Consider the following 22856-nt stretch of genomic DNA (forward strand, 5'->3'; position numbering starts at 1 on the left):
CCACAGGGGGAGAATTTAGTCGATCTGAACGATTACCTTGGTACCAGTCTTGATTTCCTTCAGTAACTGTAAATTTTCCTTTATCTTACCAAACACATTTACCGCACTGGCTGGTCTGATTTTGTCATCGCTTATTGGTGTTTTACCAAAGAAAATACATATAGCCCTACCTGGTATCCAAAATGCAACGTCCCCTTCTTCAACCACATCTTTACTGTTCTCATCTACTGTGAGTTTTACTGGCGTTTCAAAGTAAATCTCATCACCCCATCTGTTCACAATACTCTTAATTGGTAAGCATTTTTTGATTGCATCAATTGTCATAGGAGCCTTTTTCTCATCAAGCTCGGCAGTGACCTCACAAGTACCAAAAATAAACCTTAGATACATCTCACCACCTCCTGAGAAATACTGTATAAATATTGAATAATTGTTTCCAATCTTAATAGAGGTGGATCGATTTATTCATACACTCGCTCCAAGTCTCTTGGAAATCTCCTGTGCTGTCTTAACAACCTCTTTTGCAATAATATCTATTACTTGTTCGCTGAAAGAACTTGCGGCTCCCGTGACACTGATGCCTCCTATCACACAACCTGTGTAATCAAAGACAGGAGCTCCAACACAAATTATACCAGGCTCGTTCTCTTCGTTGTCAACGGCGTATCCCCTTTGCCTAACGATGGAAAGTTCCTTTCTCAACGTTTCTACATCAGTTATAGTATGAGCTGTCTGCTCTTCAAGCTTTACTTTTGCAAAGTAATCATTGAGTTCTTCTTCTGGAAGGAAAGCCAAGATTGCCTTGCCAAAACCAGTTGAGTACAGTCTCATTTTCATTCCTATTCTTGATACAGTCGGAATTGTTCGCGCACTTTCTATTTTATCAATATACACTCCTTCATAACCATTTCTAAGCGCAAAATGAATAGTCATACCAGTTCTTTCCATGAGATCTATCAAGAATGGATGGGCTATTTCTCTGATCTGTACATTTCTAAGAATTATGCTACCGAGCTCTACTATCTTGTAAGATGGTAAATATCTGTGGCTGTGTGGTTCTTTACAAACATAACCTGCTCGAACAAGCGTTTCAAGATGCTTATAAACGGCGGGAGAGGATATTTTTAGATGGTCTGCAATGTCCTGAATCCTCGCACCATTTTTTCTAAGTATTATGAATTCCAGAATCTTCAAAGCCTTTTCAACAGATCCTATTGCCATTCATCTCACCACTCGTCCAGACCCTTCACCCTTGGCAAGCTTCTTCACTTCTTCCAATGTTACTTGGTTGAAATCACCGATTATTGTGTGTTTCAAACAAGATGCGGCAACGGCAAAATCCAAGGATTGCTGTGGTCCCATGTTGGTTATAATCCCATAAATTAAACCAGCCGCAAATGAGTCTCCAGCTCCTACTCGATCAACGATGTGAACTGTGTATTGTTTACTGTGATAAAAATGATCAGAATCCAAAAGAACACCGGACCAACCATTGATATTTGCCACGATACTTTCTCTTAGGCTTATTGCGACTTTCTTCAAACCAAAAGTTTCTCGCAATCTACGACATACTTGCTCATATCCTTTCAAGCTCAATTTTCCTTCGACGATGTTTGAATCATCTGCACGAATACCAAATACCTTTTCCGCATCTTCTTCGTTTGCAAAAAGTACATCTACATACTTCACCAATTCGGTCATAACCTGCCGTGCTTTTTGTTCATTCCAAAGCTTTGCACGGTAATTCAGATCACAAGAAACCGTTATATTCTTTTCTTTTGCTTTCTGAAGAGCCTGTCTACACGATTGCACAAGATTTTCTCCAAGTGCTGGCGTTATACCAGTGAAATGAAACCAGATAGCATCCTTAAAAATCTCGTCCCAATTGAAATCTTCGGGTTTCGATAGTGCAAAAACTGAATTAGCTCTATCATATATCACCTTCGATGGTCTCTGTGAAAAACCAGTTTCAAGAAAATACAATCCCAATCTACCATCACCAAAGACTACGTGAGAAGTATCTACTCCATATTGTCTCAAGGTTCTCAGAACTGCCTGACCTAAATCATTGGTTGGCAACTTGGTAACATAAGCCACATTCATGCCAAAATTCGCAAGCGAGACAGCCACATTTGCTTCGGCACCTGCGTAAGTAATTTCAAATTGATTGGTCTGAACAAGCCTCAAATAACTTGGTGTTGCAAGTCTCATCATGATTTCCCCAAAAGTTACTACCCGTGACATGATATCACCTCTTTTTTCCTAATAGATAATATCTAATACCATAAATAAATTTTCACTGTTATTATAACACGTGCTTTTCTTTTTTCTGATTGTTGACAGACAAGGAATCAAATGATAAACTTTTCAAGGGTCCTTTAATTTGCTCCTGAGAGGGCAGAAAGGAGGATAAAGATGGAAGCTCAAATTTCACTCGCTCAACAACGTGTGACTGGTTGGAAGTACTTTGTTCTGTCTTTTCAACATTTCGTAGCGATGTTTGGTGCGACGGTTTTAGTCCCCTTACTCACTGGTCTTGATCCCCTTGTGGCTTTATTCACTGCAGGTGTTGGAACGCTTGTTTTTCATTCATTTACCGCAGGAGTTGTTCCGGTATTTCTTGGATCGAGTTTTGCCTTCATAGCACCTGTAATTATGGTCAAGGAGAAATTCAACGATCTTTCGTATGCTACTGGTGGTATTTTTGTGGCAGGACTTGTTTATTTACTGTTCGCATTAGCTGTATGGATGCTTGGGATTGAAAGAGTTAAGAAACTCTTCCCCCCTGTCGTCACAGGACCAATGATTATTGTAATAGGTCTTACATTGAGTCCTGTTGCGATTCAAATGGCGAGTACCAACTGGCTGGTCGCGATCGTGGTTATTGTAACTGTTATAGTTGTATCGGTTTTTGTAAAAGGCTTTTGGAGTCTTGTACCAGTTCTCTCAGGAGTCTTTGTGGGCTATGTTTTTGCCCTGTTGACTGGACAAGTTGATACATCCACTTTGAGTCAAATTGGTTGGTTTAGCATTCCAAAGTTTGTTTCTCCCAAATTCGACTGGACAGCAATAGCGATGATCGCTCCCGTTTCAATAGCGACCTTCATGGAACATATAGGTGATATCACAACTAATGGTGCCGTAGTTGGCAAGAATTTCTTCGAATATCCGGGCTTGCATAGAACTTTGATAGGTGATGGGTTGGCAACTTCCATAGCAGGACTACTTGGAGGACCGGCAAATACCACATATAGTGAGAACACAGGTGTCCTTGCACTTACACGTGTATATGATCCAAGAGTTTTAAGAGGTGCGGCAGTGATTGCGATAATCGTGGCATTTGTTTCGAAGTTTGGTGCATTGCTAAGAACTGTACCAAGTTGTGTCATTGGTGGAATAAGCCTGATACTCTTTGGAATGATAGCCTCTGTCGGTATAAGAACACTTGTAAATGCAAGAGTTGATTTTTCTAAGGCAAAGAACCTTCTTGTGGCATCTTTGATACTAACTATTGGGATCGGTGGAGCATCTTTGAAAATCGGCCCTGTTGAATTAAAAGGGTTAAGTTTGGCTGCAATAGTTGGTATAGTCGCGAATTTATTGATCGTGAACGAAAAAAAGAATTAAGTAGTAAATAAAGAAAAAAAACACAGGCGGCATGAAAGCCGCCTTTTTTGTTAGAATTGTATTGGAGAGTGATCGATTGAATATAAAAAGAGTATTGATAAGCGCTTGGGACAAGACTGGCTTGATTGATTTTGCAAGAGAACTTTCAAAAAGAGGTGTATCAATAATCGCAACTCATGGCACATGCAATTTTCTCAAAGAAAATGGTATAAGTGTTGGTAATGTGGAACAACTGACAGGTTACCATGAGTTGCTGAATGGAAGGGTGAAAACGCTTCACCCAAAGATCTTTGCAGCTGTACTTGCAAAACTTTCTAACAGAGAACATCTACAACAATTGTATGAACTCGGTATGCAGCCCATAGATATGGTTGTTGTGAATTTGCGCCCTCTGGTGCAGACTTTTGATGAAAAAGAGTTACTCGAGTCAATAGATATAGGTGGGCTTGCATTGCTCAGGGCTGCAGCTAAAAATTACAGAGACGTAGTACCTATATGTGATTATAACGATTATGCTTCTATTATTAAATCATTAGATGAATGTGGTGATATCGTCTTACAGCAGAGAAGAAAATTGTGTGCAAAAGCCTTTCTACTTTGCAGCGAATATGACCTGACCGTGTACAAGGCAATATGTGAACTTTTTGCCATTGATGTTGATTTGTGATAGAATCATGCCGAAGGTTTTTATGTGACACATTATTCTAAAAACTCGAGGTTGTAAAGGCTTTGAATTTAATTGAGTTACTTTTTCCAAATCGCTGTCTTTTGTGTGGAGAGCAAATAAAATATTACGAAATGCTCTGTCAGAGCTGTTTGAATGATCTTTCAAGCAGCCCAATCGCTGTAAAAGAAGACGGAGGCATTTTTGTTGCATATTTCTATGGTAGATACGATTCAAAACTACGAGATCTAATTCTTCTCTACAAAAATTCCCATCATTGGCGCTTGAGCAAAATATTGGCTTCGTTTTTGGTGAAAACCATGAATACATATCCTCCTCATGCGGAAATCATCACTTGGGTACCGTCGAGCTTGTCTTCGTTGGAGGAACGGGGATTTGATACAATGGCTTTGATTGCCAAGGCTACTTCCAAATTGATAGGCATCCCAACCAAAAGAACACTTGAATCTCTTTCCAAATCAAGCAAGAGGGGTATGACACTGAAACAGAGACGTGATTCAGTAAAAGACTCCTTTTCTGCTATCTCCAGAGTTTACAAAAACATTGTGCTGATCGATGATGTTTTCACAACAGGCTCCACGATTAGAGAGTGTGCAAGAACTTTGAAAGATGCCGGAGCTAGTTCTATTACTGTCTATTGTATAGCTCGTGCTTGAAGGAGGTGTAGTTGGTGTCGGTACGTGCAAAGATAATCTTACTTGTCGTAGTTTTTGTGATTGCCGGTGTGGGGGTTGTCACTGTGCTCAACATCATCTCAATGCGACAACGCTTAACGACCTTCGCAGTTAGTGCAATGCAACAAAAGGTAGATAAAGAATCTTTGGTTTTGGATCACTGGTTTATGCAAAGATCGTCTGAACTCTCCACAGTTGCATCTAATTTTGAAAGTTATCTCATGATCTTTGAAAAATCAATGGTTACTTTAGCATTGAAATCACATGGAGACACACTTAACAAACTTGGGTTTGCTGATTATTTATTATCAAATACACAAGGCAAGGCGTTCACATACAATGAACAAGAGTTGGATATATCGCAATTTGAATTTTTCAAGGCGATTGTACTTGAGAATAAAGATTTTTATGTTCAAGATAATTTTAATTGGCAGGGAATTAATTCTGTTGTCCTTGCAAGTAGAGTCACAGATTACAATGGAAATACGTCTGGTTTGTTTGCTGCCATAATATCTCAAGAAAAATTCTGGGAGATGATCAAGTCTATCAAGTATGGTAAAACTGGGTATGCCTTTCTGTCAAACTCTAACGCAGTTGTATTGGCTCATCCAAAACAAGAATACATTGGAAAAACCTTAGTGCAAATTAATAATTCGCTCAAAAATCTGGAAGATGAAATTAAGAAGGCACAACCTTCTGTTGTCACTTATAACTTCGAAGGTGAGCAAAAGATAGCCACGATATCGCCTATACCATCATCAAATTGGATGATTGTTCTGACCATGCCATATAAAGAGTTGAATGAAGTATTTCTCCAGACTCTTTGGACATCACTGACAGCTTCTGCAGTTGTTATATTCATAAGCATTTTTGTAGGTATGATCTTCACAAGAAGAATCACAAAACCATTGCAAACCTTGACATCCATTGCCCAACGTATTGCACAAGGTGACTTGACAGCCTATGAAAAAATCGAAAGCAAAGATGAGATTGGAAAGCTCTCTGGGGCATTTTCGCTTGTGAGTGAAAATTTAAGAAACAGCGTAACAAAGATTAAAAGACTCAGTGAACAAATCGAAATTTTCTCCGCTAAGATGAATGAAAGTTTAAAAGAGGCAACTTTGGTGTCTGATAGAACACAAAAATCTGCAGAAAAAGTCAGTAGAAGTATTGAAGAAGTTGTTTCGTCAGTAGCAGAAGTCAATTCAGGAATGGAAGAAATAGCTTCTGGTGCACAGAATACTGCTAAAAATGCATCAAAACTCGCTGAAGGTTCTGAAAAACTCAAAAATAAAGCTTTCTCAACCAAAAATTCCGTAAAAGAACTCACTGAATCTATGAAACAAACTGCAGAGCGTGGTCAAATGTCTATGCAAGTTGTACAAAAATTGGTAGATCTTTCCAATCGTATTGGAGAGATAACAGATGCCATATACAGTATTGCTGAGCAGACAAACTTGCTTGCATTAAATGCCGCGATAGAAGCTGCACGCGCAGGAGAGGCAGGAAGGGGATTTGCAGTTGTTGCAGATGAGATAAGAAAGCTTGCTGAGCAAAGCAGAGGCGCTACTCAGGAAGTAGCCGATATCTTAAAACAAATCAAATCACAAAGCCTTTTAGTAGCACAAGGAGGTCAAGCAGTCGTAAATCAAATACAAGACTCATTGAACATCTTAAATGAAAATGCACAACAGATAGAAAGTATGGTAAAAGATATAGAGGAATTCACTTTGGCAGCAAATGACCTTGCTGCAACCAGTCAGGAGCAAAGTGGTGCTGTGGAAGAAATCAGCACAGCTGTAGATAAGATCGCAAAGAATATCGAGATAGTTTCTAAGACAACTGATGAGGTAGTACAAGCTGTTGTTGAACAGACCAATAATACTCAAAATTTGTCTGGCAAAGTCGATGAATTCACAAACATGGTGATGGAGTTAAAGATTTTGTCTGACCGATTTAAGGTATGAGTAGGAGGTGTGACCTTTGGCAGCTTATATCATAAGAAGATTTTTGCTGTTGCCGCTGATTTTGTTTGGAATATCACTCATTGTTTTTGGAATGATACAAAGCCTTGGCTCAGACAGACTCTTGGCGGCTTATGTCAATCCAGGGCTTCTGGACAAATTGACTCCAAACCAGCTTGAAAAGATAAAAGAAAAGTATGGACTAAAAGATCCAATGGTCGTCAGATATGTGAAGTGGTTGAAGAACACTCTGAGTGGTGACCTTGGTTGGTCTGTCGTTGGCAAAGAGCCAGTCAAAGATGCTATTTTGAATAGATTACCATGGACAGTTGAACTCGCTCTTTATTCGATAATTCCAGTGGTTTTCGTTGGAGTGTGGTTGGGTATAATAGCTGCAGTGAACCGCGACAAATTCATAGATCATTTCGTCCGCATCTTTGCTGTGGTTGGTTGGAGTTTCCCAGACTTTGTTTTTGGACTACTTGTGTTGATGGTTTTCTACAGTGTACTTGGTTGGTTTCCACCTGGAAATCTCAGTTTTTGGGCCGATACCGTTGTGAAATCACCTGAATTCAAGAGATTCACTTCGTTGGTATCACTGGATGCCTTACTAAATGGAAGGTTTGATGTCTTTGTGGATGCCATCCAGCACTTGATTGCTCCTATTTTGACTCTCTCGTGGCTGTGGTGGGCATACTTGCTGAGAATCACACGTTCAAGCATGCTCGAAGTTTTGACAAAAGAATATATCCGAACGGCAAGGGCTAAAGGATTGGCTGAAAATGTTGTGATCAATAAACATGCACGTAAAAATGCAATGATACCTGTTATAACAGTTGGTGGCGGTATGGTAATACAGCTTTTTGCGGGTACTGTCATTGTAGAGATGGTTTTCAATAGAACTGGAATGGGTAGCTTTACGGCAACCGCTGCCACACAACTCGATTATGCTTCTATCATGGCTTCTACACTTTTCTATTCATTGATTTTGGTCATTGGCAATCTTGTAATCGATATACTTTACGCTGCTGTCGATCCGAGAATTCGTTTTAGCTGAGGAGGTTAGAATTGTGAGAACGGAAACCAAAAGAATAATAAAGAGGTTGATGAGAAATCCTTCTGCTGTACTCGGTTTCTCATTGTTGATTTTCTTCACAATAATAGCAATAATTGCTCCGATCATATGTCCACCGCAATCTTATGATCCGTACATGATTCCAATAGTCACATGGGATAAAACACCTCAACCACCGACCGCAGAACATCCATTTGGTGTTATAGATGGGAGAGATATCTTCTATGGAGTCATATGGGGTACAAGAACAGCCTTTAAGGTTGGTTTGATCGTTACCCTTACCTCAACGATCATAGGATTGTTGATAGGTTCTATTGCGGGGTATTTTGGTGGTTGGTTAGATGAAATATTAATGAGAATAACTGACATATTTTTGTCGATTCCATATATATTAGCGGCGATTGTTGTGACGGCGTTTCTCGGTATGGGTTTAAACAAGGTCATGATCTCCTTGGTGATGTTCGGTTGGATGGCAACGGCAAGGCTCATAAGAGGCAATATTTTGCAGGTCAGGGAAGAACAATATGTGCTTGCCGCAAGGGCATTAGGGGTTAATGATTATCTGGTTATACTGAAACATGTCTTACCGAATACGATATTTCCTGTAATCATACAGGCAACGATGAGAATTGGATCACTTGTGATAACTGCTGCAGCTTTGAGCTTTCTTGGTCTTGGTGCGCCTGTAGGTTATGCAGATTGGGGATCACTTCTCAATTTTGCCAGAAACTGGTTACTTGGAGCATCTGGTGAAGCTTTCAAATACTGGTATGCGATTGTTTATCCAGGGATCGCCATGGTTCTTTTTGTGCTTGCTTGGAATCTTGTAGGAGATGCATTGAGAGATGTCTTTGACCCGAGACTTAGAGGATAAAGGAGTGATAATGTGAGACAACCCATACTCACTGTGAGAAATCTGAAGACATACTTTTATACAGAAGATGGGGTTGTAAAGGCTGTAGATGGTGTAGATTTCGAAGTTTTTCAAGGCGAAACTCTTGGAATTGTGGGTGAATCAGGTTGTGGAAAAAGTGTTACTTCTCTTTCCATACTCCGGATACTCGACGAAAAAGGAAAAATCGTTGATGGATCGATTGTTTTTGATAATACAGATTTGACTAAAATATCAGAAGAAGCCATGAGAAAGATACGCGGTAAAGACATCGCTATGATCTTTCAGGAACCCATGGTGGCATTAAATCCTGTTTTTACAATAGGTGAACAAATCATGGAAGCTATAATTTTGCATCAAAAGGTTGATGAACCTACTGCCAAGAAAATGGCAGTGGATTTACTCAGAAAAGTTGGTATTCCTGAGCCAGAGAAGAGAGTCGATGAATATCCACACGAACTTTCAGGAGGCATGCGCCAAAGGGCTATGATAGCGATGGCACTTTCATGCAAACCAAAGATACTTATCGCAGATGAACCAACGACGGCTCTTGATGTCACAATTCAGGCGCAAATAATGGAGTTGATGAAACAACTTCAGAAAGAATATGGCATGGCAATAATCTTGATCACTCATGATATGGGTGTGATCGCCGAAAATGCGGACCGTGTTGTTGTCATGTATGCTGGTAAAGCCGTTGAATACACTGATGTGAAGACTTTGTTTAACGACCCAAAGCATCCATACACATGGGGGCTTTTGCACGCTATACCAAGGCTCGATGTAGAGCAAACTCGTCTGTACAACATTCCAGGTATAGTACCAAATCCCCTGAAATTTCCAACTGGGTGTAAATTTCATCCAAGGTGTGAATTTGCACAAGAAAAATGCAGTGTAGAAGAGCCTGAGTTAAAAGAGGTTGTCAATGGACATTTTGTGAGATGCTTTTTCTGGGAAAAGGTTGAACAGGCAAAAAAGAAAGAGGCTGGTGATGATAAATGAAACCGCTTGTCAGTATAGAAAGACTTGTCAAGTATTTTCCCATTAGAGCAGGGGTTTTTAAGCGAATTGTAGCCTGGGTAAAGGCTGTAGATGATGTTTCATTTGACATTTTTGAAGGCGAAACGGTTGGTCTTGTTGGTGAATCTGGTTGTGGAAAAACCACGATTGGTATGACGTTGTTACGATTATATGAACCCACTTCGGGAAGAATCGTTGTTGGTGACGAAGATACGACGTATTATTTTCTTTCACCTGCAAGGGCAAGATCATATTTGAAAAGAAATTATGTAAATAAGTTTCAACGGTTGCTCAGGGAAAAGGAATCAGTAGATCTCATTGTGAATTCATTGAGTGGGATAGATCGCCGATATGCCGAGATTTTCTTTGAAGAAGCGAAAGGTTCAACAACAAAGTTCTTGTCCATGATGCTCTCAAATATTGATGAAAAAAGAAAAAAATTCAGGAGAGATCTTCAGATAGTCTTTCAGGATCCTTACAGCTCGCTCAATCCACGACTTCGTATAAAAACTATAGTGGGCGAAGGACCTCTCACACATAAATTAGTGAAAGGAGAAAAAGAAGTAATCGAGAAGGTAAAAACTGTTTTGGAAGATGTTGGGATAAGCGGCGAATACATATACAGATTCCCACATGAATTTTCTGGAGGACAACGCCAGAGAATTGGTGTAGCGAGAGCGTTGGCACTTTCACCCAAATTGATAATAGCCGATGAAGCCGTAGCAGCACTTGATGTTTCAATACGTTCACAGGTCATAAATCTGATGAAAGATCTTCAAAAGGAACACAAACTGACTTATCTGTTTATATCTCACGATTTGTCTGTGATCAAATATGTCAGTGACAGGGTTATAGTGATGTACCTTGGAAAGATCGTAGAATCAGCTCCAAAAAAGGAGATGTTTGATAATCCCCTCCACCCATACACACGTGCTCTTATGAGTGCAATACCCATACCCAATCCAAATATCAAAAAAGAACGAATTATCTTGAAGGGTGATGTACCAAGCCCGATAAATCCTCCTTCGGGCTGTCGATTCCATACAAGATGTTACATGGCAGTTGAAGAATGTAGCAGGGTTGAACCTCAGTTGAGGGAAATAAAGCCAAATCATTTTGTGGCTTGTCATCTTTTGAAATGAAAACTCACAAACTTTTCTGGGTTGGTTTTCTTACTTGTGTTTTGTTGGCCTTACTTGCATACAGGATTTCAAAACCAGGAAAGATTAGTGTGTGTTTTCAATGTGATGAGCAACTTAAGAATGCTTTTGAATCAGCATTAAAGAAAGTTGGTGTTGATTACAAGCAGAGTAATTGCAAAAATTCGACAATAATTGTATTTGACAACCAACTGGTTTATCATGATCAGGTGTTTAAATTTTATTGGAATGAAACACTTGAAAAAAAGATCTTAGATGTGGTATTATCTCATATCAAAGTGGAAGGCGATTTCCAGTCGCAAATACGGAGATTTGAGCAACTGATAAGCGTATCGTTACATGATCAAACTAAGATCATATACACTGTGAGACCTGAGATAGACATTGATGAGATAGCTTATAAGATTATAAAAGATATCATAAAAGGTAATGAAAAAATTTTTGAAAACGGTTATCTTGTGCTACCATTAATAATAGAATCAGATGGTGAAAAACTAATGATTTACGATTCAAGAAACGACCAGGTCTATATGCTCTTGGAACCGGGAGGTAGTTGAGTTTGGAAAACATTCTATCGGTTAAGAACCTTTCAACATATTTCTATATGGATGAAGGTGTTGTTGCAGCTGTTGACGATGTGAGTTTTGATCTTTCGCCAAGAGAAGTTTTGGGCATAGTTGGTGAAACGGGATCCGGAAAGAGCGTGACCGTCAAATCGATTATGAGACTGATCAAATACCCAGGGAAAATAGTGAATGGCCAGATTTTATACAAAGGTCAAGATATACTCAAATACGATGAAAGGGAGATGTACAAGATCCGTGGTAAAGAAATCAGCATGGTATTCCAAGATCCGATGACTTCCTTGAATCCACTTTATACAATAGGAGATCAACTGATGGAAACAATCGTTCAGCATCAAAGAGTTTCCAAACAGGAAGCTTACAAAAGGGCTGTTGAGATGCTCGGCTTGGTTCAGATACCAGAGCCAGAGAAAAGAATGAAGTCTTATCCATTTGAATTCAGCGGTGGTATGAGACAACGAGTTGTGATTGCCATAGCCCTGAGTTGCAATCCTTCAATTTTGATCGCCGATGAACCAACGACTGCACTCGATGTCACAATACAAGCTCAAATACTCGATTTAATGAAAGATCTCCAACAGAAGCTTGGAACAGCTATGATATTCATCACTCACGATCTTGGGGTAATAGCTTCAATGGCGCATCGAATCATCGTCATGTACGGTGGAAAGCAGATGGAAATGGGGAGTTCTGAGGATATATTTTATAACCCAACACATCCTTATACCCATATGCTTCTCAAGAGTATACCGAGAATTGATAGAAAGATCGACAGGCTTGAGCCAATCCCTGGCCAGCCTCCAAGAATGATAGATATACCAAAGGTTTGTCCTTTCTTGCCAAGATGCCCGAGAAATGTCGATGAGTGTAATCAAAGAATACCTGACATGATCGAAGTCTCTGATGGGCATTTTGTACGTTGCTTCAACCCGGTTGGAGGTGGCAATTAGCGTGGCTGAGATCTTATTGAGTGTAAAGAATCTGAAGAAGTATTTCCCAGTAAGACAAGGGTTTTTGATAAAGCGTATAGTTGCAGAGATCAAAGCCGTAGATGATGTGAGTTTCGAGATAGAGAAGGGTAAGACTTTTGCGCTTGTCGGTGAGTCCGGATGTGGTAAGACAACCGTGGCGAGAACTATCTTAAAACTCACAGATCCAACTGACGGGCAGATATTTTTTGAGAGCACAGATATTTCAAAGTTCAAATACAGAGAACTTCTTCCTTTTAGAAGAAGAATGCAGATCGTTTTTCAAGATCCAATGAGTTCATTGAACCCGAGAATGACAGTTGGTCAGATAGTCACTGAGCCAATGATTTTCCACAATGTGGTGAAGACAAAACAGGAGGCATATGAAAAGGCTAAAAGTTTGATGGAAATGGTTGGATTAAAAACCTTTCATTTAGACAGATATCCTCACCAGTTCAGCGGGGGACAAAGACAAAGAATAGCCATAGCAAGGGCTATTTCCATAGAACCGGAATTTCTCGTGCTTGACGAACCAACTTCATCTTTGGACGTATCGGTACAGGCTCAGATAATAAATCTATTTCTTGACTTTCAAGATAAATTCAAATTCAGTTACCTTTTCATATCACACAATTTGGGCCTTGTCAGATTCATAAGTCACAGAGTTGGTATAATGTACTTAGGTAAGATTGTAGAGCTTGGTGAAACAGATGAAGTCTTCGAAGAGCCACTTCATCCTTACAGTAGAGCGCTACTCTCTGCGACGCCGATCCCCGATCCTAAGGTAGAGAGATCAAGACAAAGAATCATACTAAAAGGCGGAGTACCAAGTCCTATCTCAAGACCAAATGGATGTTTCTTCAGTCCAAGGTGTCCTTACAAAATACAGATATGCGAGAAAGAGTATCCTGAATTTCGAAAGATATCACAAAACCGCTGGGTGGCATGCCACCTGGTGAAATAGGGGGTGTATTAATATGAAGAAAGTTTTGGCAGTAGTACTATTGTTGGTATTTGTTGCTTTAAGTTTTGCAGCCGAGAAATACGTCTATTTTGACGAAAAAACACCGTACCTGGGTGCAAAGTCTACTGGTAAAGCAGGTGGAACACTCATCGCACCACAACTGGGTAGTGGCCCAAAGACTGTGAATCCTATCGTCGCCCAAGAGACAAGTTCTACTGCAGTTATCAACGTTTTCTTGATCAGTTTGATTGAATTGGACAATTATGCAAGAATGCATCCAGCCCTTGCAGAAAGATGTGAAGTCGAAGTAACAGACGACCAGAAGATGATCATCACTTTGAAGATCAGAAAGGGCATCAAATGGTCTGATGGTACACCATTCACAGCAGACGATTTCGTTTTCAGTTTAAACGACATTTACTGTAACCCAGATATACCAAATGATATGGCAAACTTGCTCGAAGATTCTCAGGGAAGGCTCCCTGTGGCCGAAAAAGTTGATGACTACACTGTCAAAATCACTTACCAGGAACCTTACAGACTTGCGGTGAGATATGCAGCTGGCATTCAAATCCTTCCCAAACATGTTGCCGAACCATGGGTAAAGCAGGGTAAGTTCAAAGAGATGTGGACAGTAGATGCAATTAATAAGAAAGAGCTCGTTGGTCTTGGTCCATTCATTCCTGTTGAATACGTACCAGATCAATTTGTGAGAATGGTCAGAAACCCATATTATTACAAAAAAGATGCAAATGGTCAGCAACTTCCATACCTTGACGAGTATGTCTTGAAGATAATACCTGATTTGAACGCGATAAGATTGGCATTTGAAAATGGTGAAATCGATGTTTATGGTGTAACAGCTCAGTTCTATCCAGAAATCAAAAACAAGGCAAAGGAAAAAGGTTGGGTTGTCGGAACAGGCGGACCAACCTTTGGTACAACGTTTGTGACTTTGAACTTCAATTGTTCAGATCCAGTTAAAAGAAAGTGGTTCAGAAATGAGTTCTTCAGAAAGGCTATCGCTTATTCAATGGACAAAGATGCCATGATCGATACGTTGTTGGCTGGTCTTGGTGTCGCACAGTGGGGACCAATAAGTGCTGCAGCTGCTGCTTTCTATAATGATGATGCTCTCAGAAAATATCCTTATGATCTTGATTATGCACGTATGATGCTTCAGATGGGTGGATTCAGTTGGGATAATGATGGTAACTGCATCGATGAAGATGGTAATAAAGTTGAATTCATACTCATGACCAACGCTGGTAATACTCAACGTGAAGGCACTTGTAACATACTCAGAGATGAACTTGCAAAACTCGGCATCAAAGTCGTATTTACACCCATCGACTTCAACACACTGGTTCAGAAAATGACGTCAACTGGCGACTGGGAGGCTATAGTTATTGGTTTAACTGGTTCTGACGAACCACAAGGTGGAGCGAATGTTTGGAAACTGGATGGTGCTTTGCATTTCTGGAATTACAGTCCAAAGGTGAAGAGCTTTGTAAGCCCAGATATCTATGAAGCACCAGATTGGGAAGTAGAAATCGACAAAATCTTTAGAGAAAACGTCAGAATACTCGATCAAGAGAAAGTGTATCAGATGTTCTCAAGATACCAAGAGTTGGTCTCTGAACATCTGCCTTTGATTTACACAATCCAGCAGAATTATCTATATGCTTACGTGAACAAATTGCAGAATTTGGAACCAACTGCCTTTGGTGGAATGCTCTGGAATGTAGATTGGATTTGGAAGAAATAAAAACAGCAAAGGGGGCTTGGTGCCCCCTTTGGGTTTTGAGGTGATGAATTTTGCTCAAGTACATTGGTAGAAGACTTGTTATAGCCTTGCCAGAACTTTTGATAATATCGTTGATGATTTTTTTGATCATGTATGCTGCCCCTGGAGATTTTCTTGATCAGTTCAGACTCGACCCATCTGTTTCACCCCAAAGACTCAAGGCAATGGAGGAAGAGTTCGGATTGAACAAGCCTGCAATTGTTCAGTACCTGACTTGGTTGAAAAATATTTTGAAAGGGAATTTGGGATATTCTTTTTATTACAGAAGACCTGTCTCAACACTCATCTGGGAAAGAGTTGCTGCAACGTTGATTCTTTCTCTCATCTCGCTGGCAAGTTCATGGCTCCTTGGAATTGCACTCGGTGTTTTCACTGCTCTGAAGAAGTATTCAATCGGTGATAAGATTATGACATTTCTTGCGTTTGGATTTGTTGCCATTCCTGAGTTTTTCTTGGGACTCGTTTTGCTGTACTTTGCTGCAAAAACCAATTGGTTTCCAATTTCTGGGATGAAATCTGTTTATTATTCTTCTTTAACTACCTGGGGAAGGTTCAAAGATATCCTATGGCATCTAATTTTACCGGCAACGGCATTGAGTTTGGGGTCTTTTGCCGGCTTGATGAGATATATGAGAGGTTCTTTGTTAGATGTTCTCAATGAAGACTATGTTGTCTTTGCGCGAGCAAAAGGAATGCCTGAAAGGGTTGTGATCTTTAAACACGCAATGAGAAACGCGATTAACCCAATGATAACTTTTCTTGGATTTAGCATATCTGGCCTTCTTGGAGGCGCGCTCTTTGTCGAGAACGTTTTTGGTTGGCCGGGTATGGGAAGATTGGTATATCAAGCTTTGATTCAACAAGATATGTACATAGTTATGGCAAGTGGATTAATCAGCGCTATCCTTTTGGTTGCAGGTAACCTTGTTGCCGACATTCTACTCGCACTGGTTGATCCAAGGGTCAGACTCAGTTAACAGGAGGGCTTCGAGATGGCCGAGACAAAGAACAATCAAAAGATAGAATTTGAAGAAAAATACCTGACAAGAGGTCAATTAATCTGGAGGGCATTTTTGAGACATAGACCCGGTGTGATTGCACTTTGTATTTTGATTGCATTGTATATTTTAGCTATCTTCGCTGACTTTTTTTCTCCATACAATCCCATAGAGCAATCACTCAAACATACCTATGCACCACCGACTAAAATACACAGAATGTACAAAAGTACAAAAACAAAACCCTATGTGTTGCCGATGATATCTTATGTAGATAAGATAACCTACGAAAGAACTTACAAAGAGATGCTTTTTCCAAGCAAGCTTGTACTGGAAAAACCCGATGGTTCTGTTGTTACTTATGAACTCGGAAAAGATGGTGTTGAAAGTTTTAAATTCTCTGTGAACTCAGTGGAGAGCATAAAGATAGATGGCCAGTGGTATGATGTCAAAAAATCACCCAGGACAACGGATTATTTCCTTTTTGACTACAACGAAGATACACTTTTAAAGGGATCAAGTAGAATGGAAACTACCTCCGCAGTAGCACAAGAAATGTATTTCAAAAGTTATTCATCGAAATTCGGTCTGACCAGTGAATATCAAATAGAGGCAGTTGCTGTTACTGAATCACTCGATACGATTGTGGTGAAAAAAGATGGAAAATTTGAAATGTTGAAAGCAAAGGTTATCGATTATGAATATAAGATATACCCCGTGAAATGGTTTGTGAAAAGTTGGACTGGTAAATTGTTTTGGATTTTTCCAATGAAGGTTCATTTGTTTGGTGTGGACAATTATGATAATAACCAATATGTCAAATTTTTCATCTTGGGTTCGGATCTATATGGTAGGGATGTGTGGTCAAGGATAGTTTTTGCATCGAGGATCTCTCTATCTATTGGAATCATCGGAATGATCATTACTTTTGCCTTTGCGCTGTTGTTTGGTGGTATCTCTGGGTATTATGGCGGTTTGATCGACGAAGGACTGATGAGATTTGCTGAGATAATCATGTCGATACCGGGATTTTATCTGATGATCATGCTTCGTGCAATGCTTCCATTGGATTTACCTTCAACTCAGATATACATACTCTTGGTATTCATTTTGTCCTTCATAGGTTGGGCTGGTACATCTCGTGTCATCAGAGGAATGGTTCTCTCGATAAGACAAAGAGAATTTGTTGAAGCTGCTATTGCCATAGGATTGCCCAACAGTAAGGTCTTGGCAAGACATGTTCTTCCGAACACAGCGACTTATTTGATTGTGAATGCGACACTTAGAATACCTGGCTATATCCTTGGAGAAGCCGGTTTGAGTTTCTTGGGCCTTGGTATCAGAGAACCTTATGCATCTTGGGGTCTAATGCTTGCACAAGCTCAGGATGTCTATATCATGACAAAGGCTCCTTGGCTTTTGATACCTGGAATATTCATATTCATAACGGTGATATCTTTCAATTTTGTTGGAGATGCCTTAAGAGATGCTTTAGATCCAAGATCACTTGGATAAAAAAGGTGACCTAATGGTCACCTTTTTTATAGTTTTCAACAAATTTCTGAGAGATTTTTATGATGTCGCCTGCTCCAACGAAAAGATACACTGTGTTTTCCTGAGGATGAAAGGCATTTAGTAGATCTTCAAGTTTCGGAAAATATGTAGCTTTTTTGCCATAGTTCTCCAAACCTTCAACTATTACCCTTGCTGAAAGTTGAGGGATAATCTTCTCAAAGGCGCTGTAAACTTCTGTGACATATATTTCATCAGCATCTTTGAGTGCTTTTGCGAAATTTCCATCCTCACGCAACAAACGACTGTATCTATGTGGTTGAAAGATCACAATCTTCTTTTGCTCTGGAAAAATCTCTTCGGCAGCAGCGAGTAACGACTTTATTTCATCTGGTGTATGTGCATAATCATCAACAACATATGTTTTTTGCTCTTTGTTAAGGATAGTTATGTCAAAACGCCTACGAGTACTGACAAAATCCCTCAGTGCTTCTAACACTTTATTGGGATCATAACCAGCTGCCCAGAACAACGTTAAAACAGCCATGGCATTTAAAACGTTGTGTTCTCCCGGCAATCTCAAAATCAACTGATACTGCTTCCCATCGAGTCCAATCGTGGCTACCTGGTAAAGATCTTTTACGACTCTATTCACTAACTTACACGTGCCGTGCGTTTTTCCAAAGGTATAGTCACCAAGATGCGACGTATTTTTATCATCTGCAAAAGTGATAACAATTCTTCGTGTTTTACTCGAAAGCTCCTCAAAACATGATCTATAGAATTTTTCATCGTTATTGTAGTTTTCAAGATGATCTCCTCGAGCATTTGTAATGATCAGATAATCCGGACAGAAGCTTGAAAATTCTGGTTGACTCTCATCAAGTTCATAAACTATGGGGCCCTTACCTGAGCGGTAATTACCAAATTCCAGAGATCTGTGTACACCACCAAGGAAAACTGTCGGATCTTCTCCGAAGGTTTTAAGACAATGTGCAATCATAGCGGTAGTAGTGGTCTTACCATCTGAACCAGTCACTGCAAATTGAGTCATCCCATCAAGAATTTGTCTCAAAAACTCTGATCTACTAACGACCTTAACATTTTCTCTTCTTGCTCGAATTATTTCGGGGTTATCAGAATGAACCGCAGGGGTATGAACTACAAGATCAGGGTTGAGCCAATTGTCATAATCGTGCCCTATGAAAACGTGTATCCCAACTTTTTTCAAAATTTCTGTTTGTTCATTGTCGTATATGTCAGAACCATACACATCATTTCCACTGATTTTACAGTGTAAAGCTAAAGAACTCATACCAATACCACCGATTCCAACAAAATGAATTCTCATTTCAATTCCTCCAAAATGATTTTAGCGATTAACCCTGCTGGATTCTCCCTTTTTTGCATTTCCTTTCCAAGTGAAATGACATGGGAAAGTTTCTCTACAAGAACTTGAGACGTGAGATCTTTTTCCCTTGCCATTATTCCTCTACCGATTTTCTCGACGTACATAGCATTGAAGAGCTGATGGTTCCCCGCCGAACCCTCCCACGGTATCAACAAACCTGGGACCCCGTAATAGAGCATCTCACTAACGGCAATAGCACCAGCTCTGCTCACAACAGCCTTTGCTCCTTTCCACGCGCAGGCCATATCGTATATATAGTCAAAAGCTTGAACATTTTGATAAGCACTCAATCTATTAGTCCAGTTGCTGTCTCCCGTACTATGGACAAATCTCATCTGTTTCTCTGTCTGATAGACCTGTTCCATCAATCTGTTTATGAATTCACTTCCCCTGCTTCCACCTAATACAAGTATATAGTCTTCACCGAAACTATTTTGGGTACATTCCTTTATCCTTATCGGATTTCCCGTGACAACGATCTTTTTATGAACAGATTTTGGAAAATAGTTTGCACTTTCTTCAAATGCAACAAAAACCTTTTTTGCTTTCAAACTCAATGCTTTGTTTGCAAGTCCAGGTATTACATTTTGTTCTTGGACAAAAAATGGTATACGTTTCTTGCTACATACCCTTGCTACTGGATATGAAACGTACCCACCCGTCACAAATCCAAAATCACAACCTTCTATTCCCGAAGCTATGATACTCTCATTTTGGAATATTTTCAATAGTCTTGTGAAATTCGCTGGGTGAAATATTGGCCTTTTCAAACCCTTAAGATCGATAGTTATTATTTTGTATTCAGGATGTTCCTGCGGAATAACTTTACTTTCAAGACCTCTTTTTATACAAAAATAGGTCACATCTATCTTTCTAATCGCTGCAAGGCTTTCTAAGACTGCCAACGCTGGATAGAGATGGCCTCCTGTTCCTCCTCCTGCGGCTGCTATTCTCAATTTTCCTCACTTCCATGAGTTACGATGTTTATTACTATACCAAGGCCTGCTAACATCATCATGATTGAGCTACCTCCATAGCTGAGAAAAGGTAATGTCACACCAGTCACTGGTAGAGTCCCTGTCACAACTCCAAGATTAACCAGTACTTGAAGAATAATCAAAAATGAAAAACCAGTGATATAAGACGTAACAAATGCATCCTGAAATTTTTCAACAAACCTAAGCAAAATCGAGACCAATAAAAAGAATAAGGTGGTAATGATAATTATACCGATTATGCCAAACTCCTCACCTGCCGCCGCTAAAATGAAATCAGATACAATAGCTGGTATCGCCAATTTTACTTCACCCAACCCTACACCTTTACCAGCCCACCCACCTTCTCTCAGTGCCTGTATCGCCTTGGAGACTTGGTCAGGATGATCTCCTTGAAGAAATGTTCTCAGTCTCCATAATTGATAATCTTTCAACAAAAAACCCGTTTTCAGAGCAAGATAAAATAGCACGAAAATCAATAATACAGTCATAAAGACGTAAGCTCCACGTGTTCCATGTGAATACAGTAACAGGAGTACAAGAAAAAAAAGAATAAGAGATGTGCTTAAATCTGGCTCGATTAAAATCAAAATTATAAGCGGTGAACTTAGTAGCAAAGGTTTGAGAAAACCTCTGTAAAATTCTCTCATGTGCTCTTTGTTATGAGAAATATAAGTAGAGAGGGATATTATTAAAACGATCTTGGCAAACTCAGACGGTTGAAAGGTAAACCCAGCTAAAGTAATCCATCTGTTCGAGCCATTTATCTCTGGTAGGAAGAAAGGCATCAACAAAAGACCTATTGCCAAAAAATAATAAAACTGGGCAAATTTTATGTGTATTCTGTAGTCCATCATCATAGTCACAGTCATTAAAAATGCACCGATCAACAATTTCACGATGTGTGAATAAAATAAATTAGAAGAAGTACTACCAAAGACACTCATCTGAGACGCTATATCAAAACTCGCTATCAATATGAGACCGACAGATATCAAAATCGATACTATAAGAAGGATCGGTACAGCATTTGACAATTATCCCTCAGCCCCCATTAAAGATTTTACCACACGAACAAAATCGTCACCACGTTCTGAGTAATCTTTGTACAAATCAAAACTCGCCCCTGCCGGACTCAGAAGGACAACATCGCCTTCAACTCCCATCTCAAATGCATTATGAACGGCTTGCTCCATATTTTCGACAACAGTAAACGGGAGTTTTTCTGCTCGCAATATATTCTCTATCATCGATGTGATTTCTCCAAAGATATAAGTGTGCTTTACTTTGCTCTTCATTTGTTTGACCAAAGCGGAATAGTCCTCGTTCTTACTTTTACCAGATAAAATCAAAATAACATTCTTTCCAGCAAAATTCTCAAGAGCCGATATCGTTGCGGCGGCACTCGTTGCTTTTGAATCGTCTATAAAACTAATTCCTCTGATTTCTGCGACTAATTCCATTCTGTGTTTGGGTGGCTTGAAAGTCTCAAGTGCCTTTAAAACACTATCAGGTTCATAACCGAGTACCGAGAAAATTTTCAAAACTGCCGATAAGTTCTCAAGGTTTTGGCGAGTCAAAAGAGCAGAATTGCTTACAAAATAGTTCTTGCCATCATACTTGATATTTGATGAAGAACTATCAAAAAATAGAGGTTCAAAAGCGTGGTAGGTCAGATCGATATTTATGTTTTTCTTAATTAGCTCATCTGATCCATTGAAGATTTTGCAACTCGCAAATTCAAAGATCTTGAGCTTTGAATCAATATAGTGTTGTAATGTTGGATGCCAGTCTAAATGATTTGGCTCGATATTCAGCAGAACACCAATATCAATAGGAATTTTCTTAGACCAATACAGTTGAAAACTGCTGATCTCCAATACAACATACTCCGGATCAATGTCGAGTAGATTTGCGATTGGCTCTCCTATGTTTCCACATAAATAAGCACTCTTACCGTTACTCTTTAATACATGAAAGATCATATTGCAAGTTGTCGTTTTACCGTTAGAACCAGTCACAGCAATGACAACACGGGGCTTTTTCATGTTGAAAATTACATCAATGTCTGTCACAACTTTTTTAAGGCAATTCGCAATAACTGGATGATCATGCTTCACCGATGGGCTAACCACAACTATATCTGCTTTGCATATTTCTTCAGTATTCTTGCCTTCTTCAAACTGAACGTTCATATTCAATAGTTGCGATCTCTCATCTTCGCTCAGAATCCTTGTTTCGCTCACAAAGACTTCATGGCCAATCTTTCTAAGTTTGGCACACAGCGCTTTGTTTCCCACGCCATAGCCAACTAAAGCATAACGCAAGAAAATACCTCCCGTAGAGTTGATTATAAAACACTGTGGTTCAAAACCACAATGAAAAATGAAGAACGACAAATGTAATATCTGTTAACAAAACACAGAACATGATTTTTTGACTCAGCAACTCGGTAACCAATTTGACGACGATGACCGTTATTTTTCCATATAGGAAATGTGTTTGCTTGATATTAATGGT

21 protein-coding genes are annotated in these 22856 nt (G+C 39.6%); 14 read left to right on the top strand and 7 right to left on the bottom strand.

Annotation, left to right across the window (positions count from 1 at the left end):
- Positions 1–15: 15 nt before the first annotated feature.
- The 3 genes from TSP02S_RS07775 to TSP02S_RS07785 form a co-directional block, all read right to left on the bottom strand.
- Complete coding sequence (locus tag TSP02S_RS07775; RefSeq protein WP_041083200.1) at positions 16–390, bottom strand: cyclophilin-like fold protein; 375 nt, start codon at positions 388–390, stop codon at positions 16–18.
- 75 nt (positions 391–465) lie between these two features.
- Positions 466–1221 (bottom strand): IclR family transcriptional regulator, encoded by a 756-nt coding sequence (locus tag TSP02S_RS07780; protein ID WP_052465385.1) that lies wholly within the window; start codon positions 1219–1221, stop codon positions 466–468.
- Positions 1222–2244 (bottom strand): sugar kinase, encoded by a 1023-nt coding sequence (locus TSP02S_RS07785; protein WP_041083202.1) that lies wholly within the window; start codon positions 2242–2244, stop codon positions 1222–1224. It lies immediately after the preceding gene.
- Between the two features lie 171 nt (positions 2245–2415).
- Between TSP02S_RS07785 and TSP02S_RS07790 the strand changes: the two genes are divergently transcribed.
- The 14 genes from TSP02S_RS07790 to TSP02S_RS07855 all read left to right on the top strand — a co-directional run bounded on the left by TSP02S_RS07790 (position 2416) and on the right by TSP02S_RS07855 (position 17933).
- Positions 2416–3627: a uracil-xanthine permease family protein gene (locus tag TSP02S_RS07790; RefSeq protein ID WP_052465386.1), complete on the top strand. Its 1212-nt coding sequence runs from the start codon at positions 2416–2418 to the stop codon at positions 3625–3627.
- 76 nt (positions 3628–3703) lie between these two features.
- The gene (locus tag TSP02S_RS07795) at positions 3704–4294 is read left to right on the top strand and encodes an IMP cyclohydrolase (protein WP_041083203.1); all 591 of its coding nucleotides are present in this window, start codon (positions 3704–3706) and stop codon (positions 4292–4294) included.
- A gap of 62 nt (positions 4295–4356) precedes the next feature.
- Complete coding sequence (locus TSP02S_RS07800; RefSeq protein WP_041083205.1) at positions 4357–4968, top strand: ComF family protein; 612 nt, start codon at positions 4357–4359, stop codon at positions 4966–4968.
- A 14-nt stretch (positions 4969–4982) separates the two neighbouring features.
- Positions 4983–6953 carry a methyl-accepting chemotaxis protein gene (locus tag TSP02S_RS07805; RefSeq protein ID WP_041083206.1) on the top strand — a complete coding sequence of 657 codons (1971 nt, stop codon included), beginning with the start codon at positions 4983–4985 and terminating at the stop codon, positions 6951–6953.
- A 16-nt stretch (positions 6954–6969) separates the two neighbouring features.
- Entirely contained in the window at positions 6970–8007 is a 1038-nt protein-coding gene (locus TSP02S_RS07810) for an ABC transporter permease (protein ID WP_041083207.1), read from the top strand.
- 13 nt (positions 8008–8020) lie between these two features.
- Positions 8021–8899, top strand: coding sequence for an ABC transporter permease (locus TSP02S_RS07815; protein ID WP_041083209.1), 879 nt, complete (start codon positions 8021–8023; stop codon positions 8897–8899).
- A gap of 12 nt (positions 8900–8911) precedes the next feature.
- A complete protein-coding gene (locus tag TSP02S_RS07820; protein WP_041083211.1) occupies positions 8912–9919 on the top strand; it encodes an ABC transporter ATP-binding protein in 1008 nt (335 codons plus the stop codon).
- Complete coding sequence (locus TSP02S_RS07825) at positions 9916–11079, top strand: ABC transporter ATP-binding protein (RefSeq protein WP_041083213.1); 1164 nt, start codon at positions 9916–9918, stop codon at positions 11077–11079. The genes TSP02S_RS07820 and TSP02S_RS07825 overlap by 4 nt, the downstream gene beginning before the upstream one ends.
- A 44-nt stretch (positions 11080–11123) precedes the next feature.
- Entirely contained in the window at positions 11124–11654 is a 531-nt protein-coding gene (locus TSP02S_RS07830; RefSeq protein ID WP_171816332.1) for a hypothetical protein, read from the top strand.
- A 2-nt stretch (positions 11655–11656) separates the two neighbouring features.
- A complete protein-coding gene (locus TSP02S_RS07835; RefSeq protein WP_041083217.1) occupies positions 11657–12631 on the top strand; it encodes an ABC transporter ATP-binding protein in 975 nt (324 codons plus the stop codon).
- Position 12632: 1 nt separating this feature from the next.
- Positions 12633–13613 carry an ABC transporter ATP-binding protein gene (locus TSP02S_RS07840; RefSeq protein ID WP_041083219.1) on the top strand — a complete coding sequence of 327 codons (981 nt, stop codon included), beginning with the start codon at positions 12633–12635 and terminating at the stop codon, positions 13611–13613.
- 13 nt (positions 13614–13626) lie between these two features.
- Positions 13627–15381, top strand: a complete 1755-nt coding sequence (locus TSP02S_RS07845) for an ABC transporter substrate-binding protein (protein WP_041083221.1) — start codon at positions 13627–13629, stop codon at positions 15379–15381.
- Between the two features lie 50 nt (positions 15382–15431).
- Positions 15432–16397, top strand: coding sequence for an ABC transporter permease (locus TSP02S_RS07850; RefSeq protein ID WP_041083223.1), 966 nt, complete (start codon positions 15432–15434; stop codon positions 16395–16397).
- Between the two features lie 15 nt (positions 16398–16412).
- Complete coding sequence (locus TSP02S_RS07855) at positions 16413–17933, top strand: ABC transporter permease (protein WP_041083225.1); 1521 nt, start codon at positions 16413–16415, stop codon at positions 17931–17933.
- Positions 17934–17943: 10 nt separating this feature from the next.
- Here the strand turns inward: TSP02S_RS07855 and murC are convergent, their stop codons facing one another.
- The 4 genes from murC to murD are packed head-to-tail and all read right to left on the bottom strand — an operon-like array spanning position 17944 to position 22663.
- Positions 17944–19281: a UDP-N-acetylmuramate--L-alanine ligase gene (murC, locus tag TSP02S_RS07860; protein WP_041083227.1), complete on the bottom strand. Its 1338-nt coding sequence runs from the start codon at positions 19279–19281 to the stop codon at positions 17944–17946.
- The gene (locus tag TSP02S_RS07865; protein ID WP_041083228.1) at positions 19278–20297 is read right to left on the bottom strand and encodes a UDP-N-acetylglucosamine--N-acetylmuramyl-(pentapeptide) pyrophosphoryl-undecaprenol N-acetylglucosamine transferase; all 1020 of its coding nucleotides are present in this window, start codon (positions 20295–20297) and stop codon (positions 19278–19280) included. The genes murC and TSP02S_RS07865 overlap by 4 nt, the downstream gene beginning before the upstream one ends.
- Complete coding sequence (locus tag TSP02S_RS07870; protein WP_041083230.1) at positions 20294–21373, bottom strand: FtsW/RodA/SpoVE family cell cycle protein; 1080 nt, start codon at positions 21371–21373, stop codon at positions 20294–20296. The genes TSP02S_RS07865 and TSP02S_RS07870 overlap by 4 nt, the downstream gene beginning before the upstream one ends.
- Positions 21374–22663, bottom strand: coding sequence for a UDP-N-acetylmuramoyl-L-alanine--D-glutamate ligase (murD, locus tag TSP02S_RS07875; protein WP_041083233.1), 1290 nt, complete (start codon positions 22661–22663; stop codon positions 21374–21376).
- Positions 22664–22856: the final 193 nt, after the last annotated feature.

Source organism: Thermotoga profunda AZM34c06, assembly GCF_000828675.1.
Taxonomy (GTDB): domain Bacteria; phylum Thermotogota; class Thermotogae; order Thermotogales; family DSM-5069; genus Pseudothermotoga_B; species Pseudothermotoga_B profunda.

Coding starts and splice junctions, on each gene's coding strand:
- murC (WP_041083227.1), bottom strand. CDS start 19,281: ATGAGAATTCATTTTGTTGGAATCGGTGGTATTGGTATGAGTTCTTTA.
- TSP02S_RS07780 (WP_052465385.1), bottom strand. CDS start 1,221: ATGGCAATAGGATCTGTTGAAAAGGCTTTGAAGATTCTGGAATTCATA.
- TSP02S_RS07790 (WP_052465386.1), top strand. CDS start 2,416: ATGGAAGCTCAAATTTCACTCGCTCAACAACGTGTGACTGGTTGGAAG.
- TSP02S_RS07845 (WP_041083221.1), top strand. CDS start 13,627: ATGAAGAAAGTTTTGGCAGTAGTACTATTGTTGGTATTTGTTGCTTTA.
- TSP02S_RS07855 (WP_041083225.1), top strand. CDS start 16,413: ATGGCCGAGACAAAGAACAATCAAAAGATAGAATTTGAAGAAAAATAC.
- TSP02S_RS07775 (WP_041083200.1), bottom strand. CDS start 390: ATGTATCTAAGGTTTATTTTTGGTACTTGTGAGGTCACTGCCGAGCTT.
- TSP02S_RS07825 (WP_041083213.1), top strand. CDS start 9,916: ATGAAACCGCTTGTCAGTATAGAAAGACTTGTCAAGTATTTTCCCATT.
- TSP02S_RS07785 (WP_041083202.1), bottom strand. CDS start 2,244: ATGTCACGGGTAGTAACTTTTGGGGAAATCATGATGAGACTTGCAACA.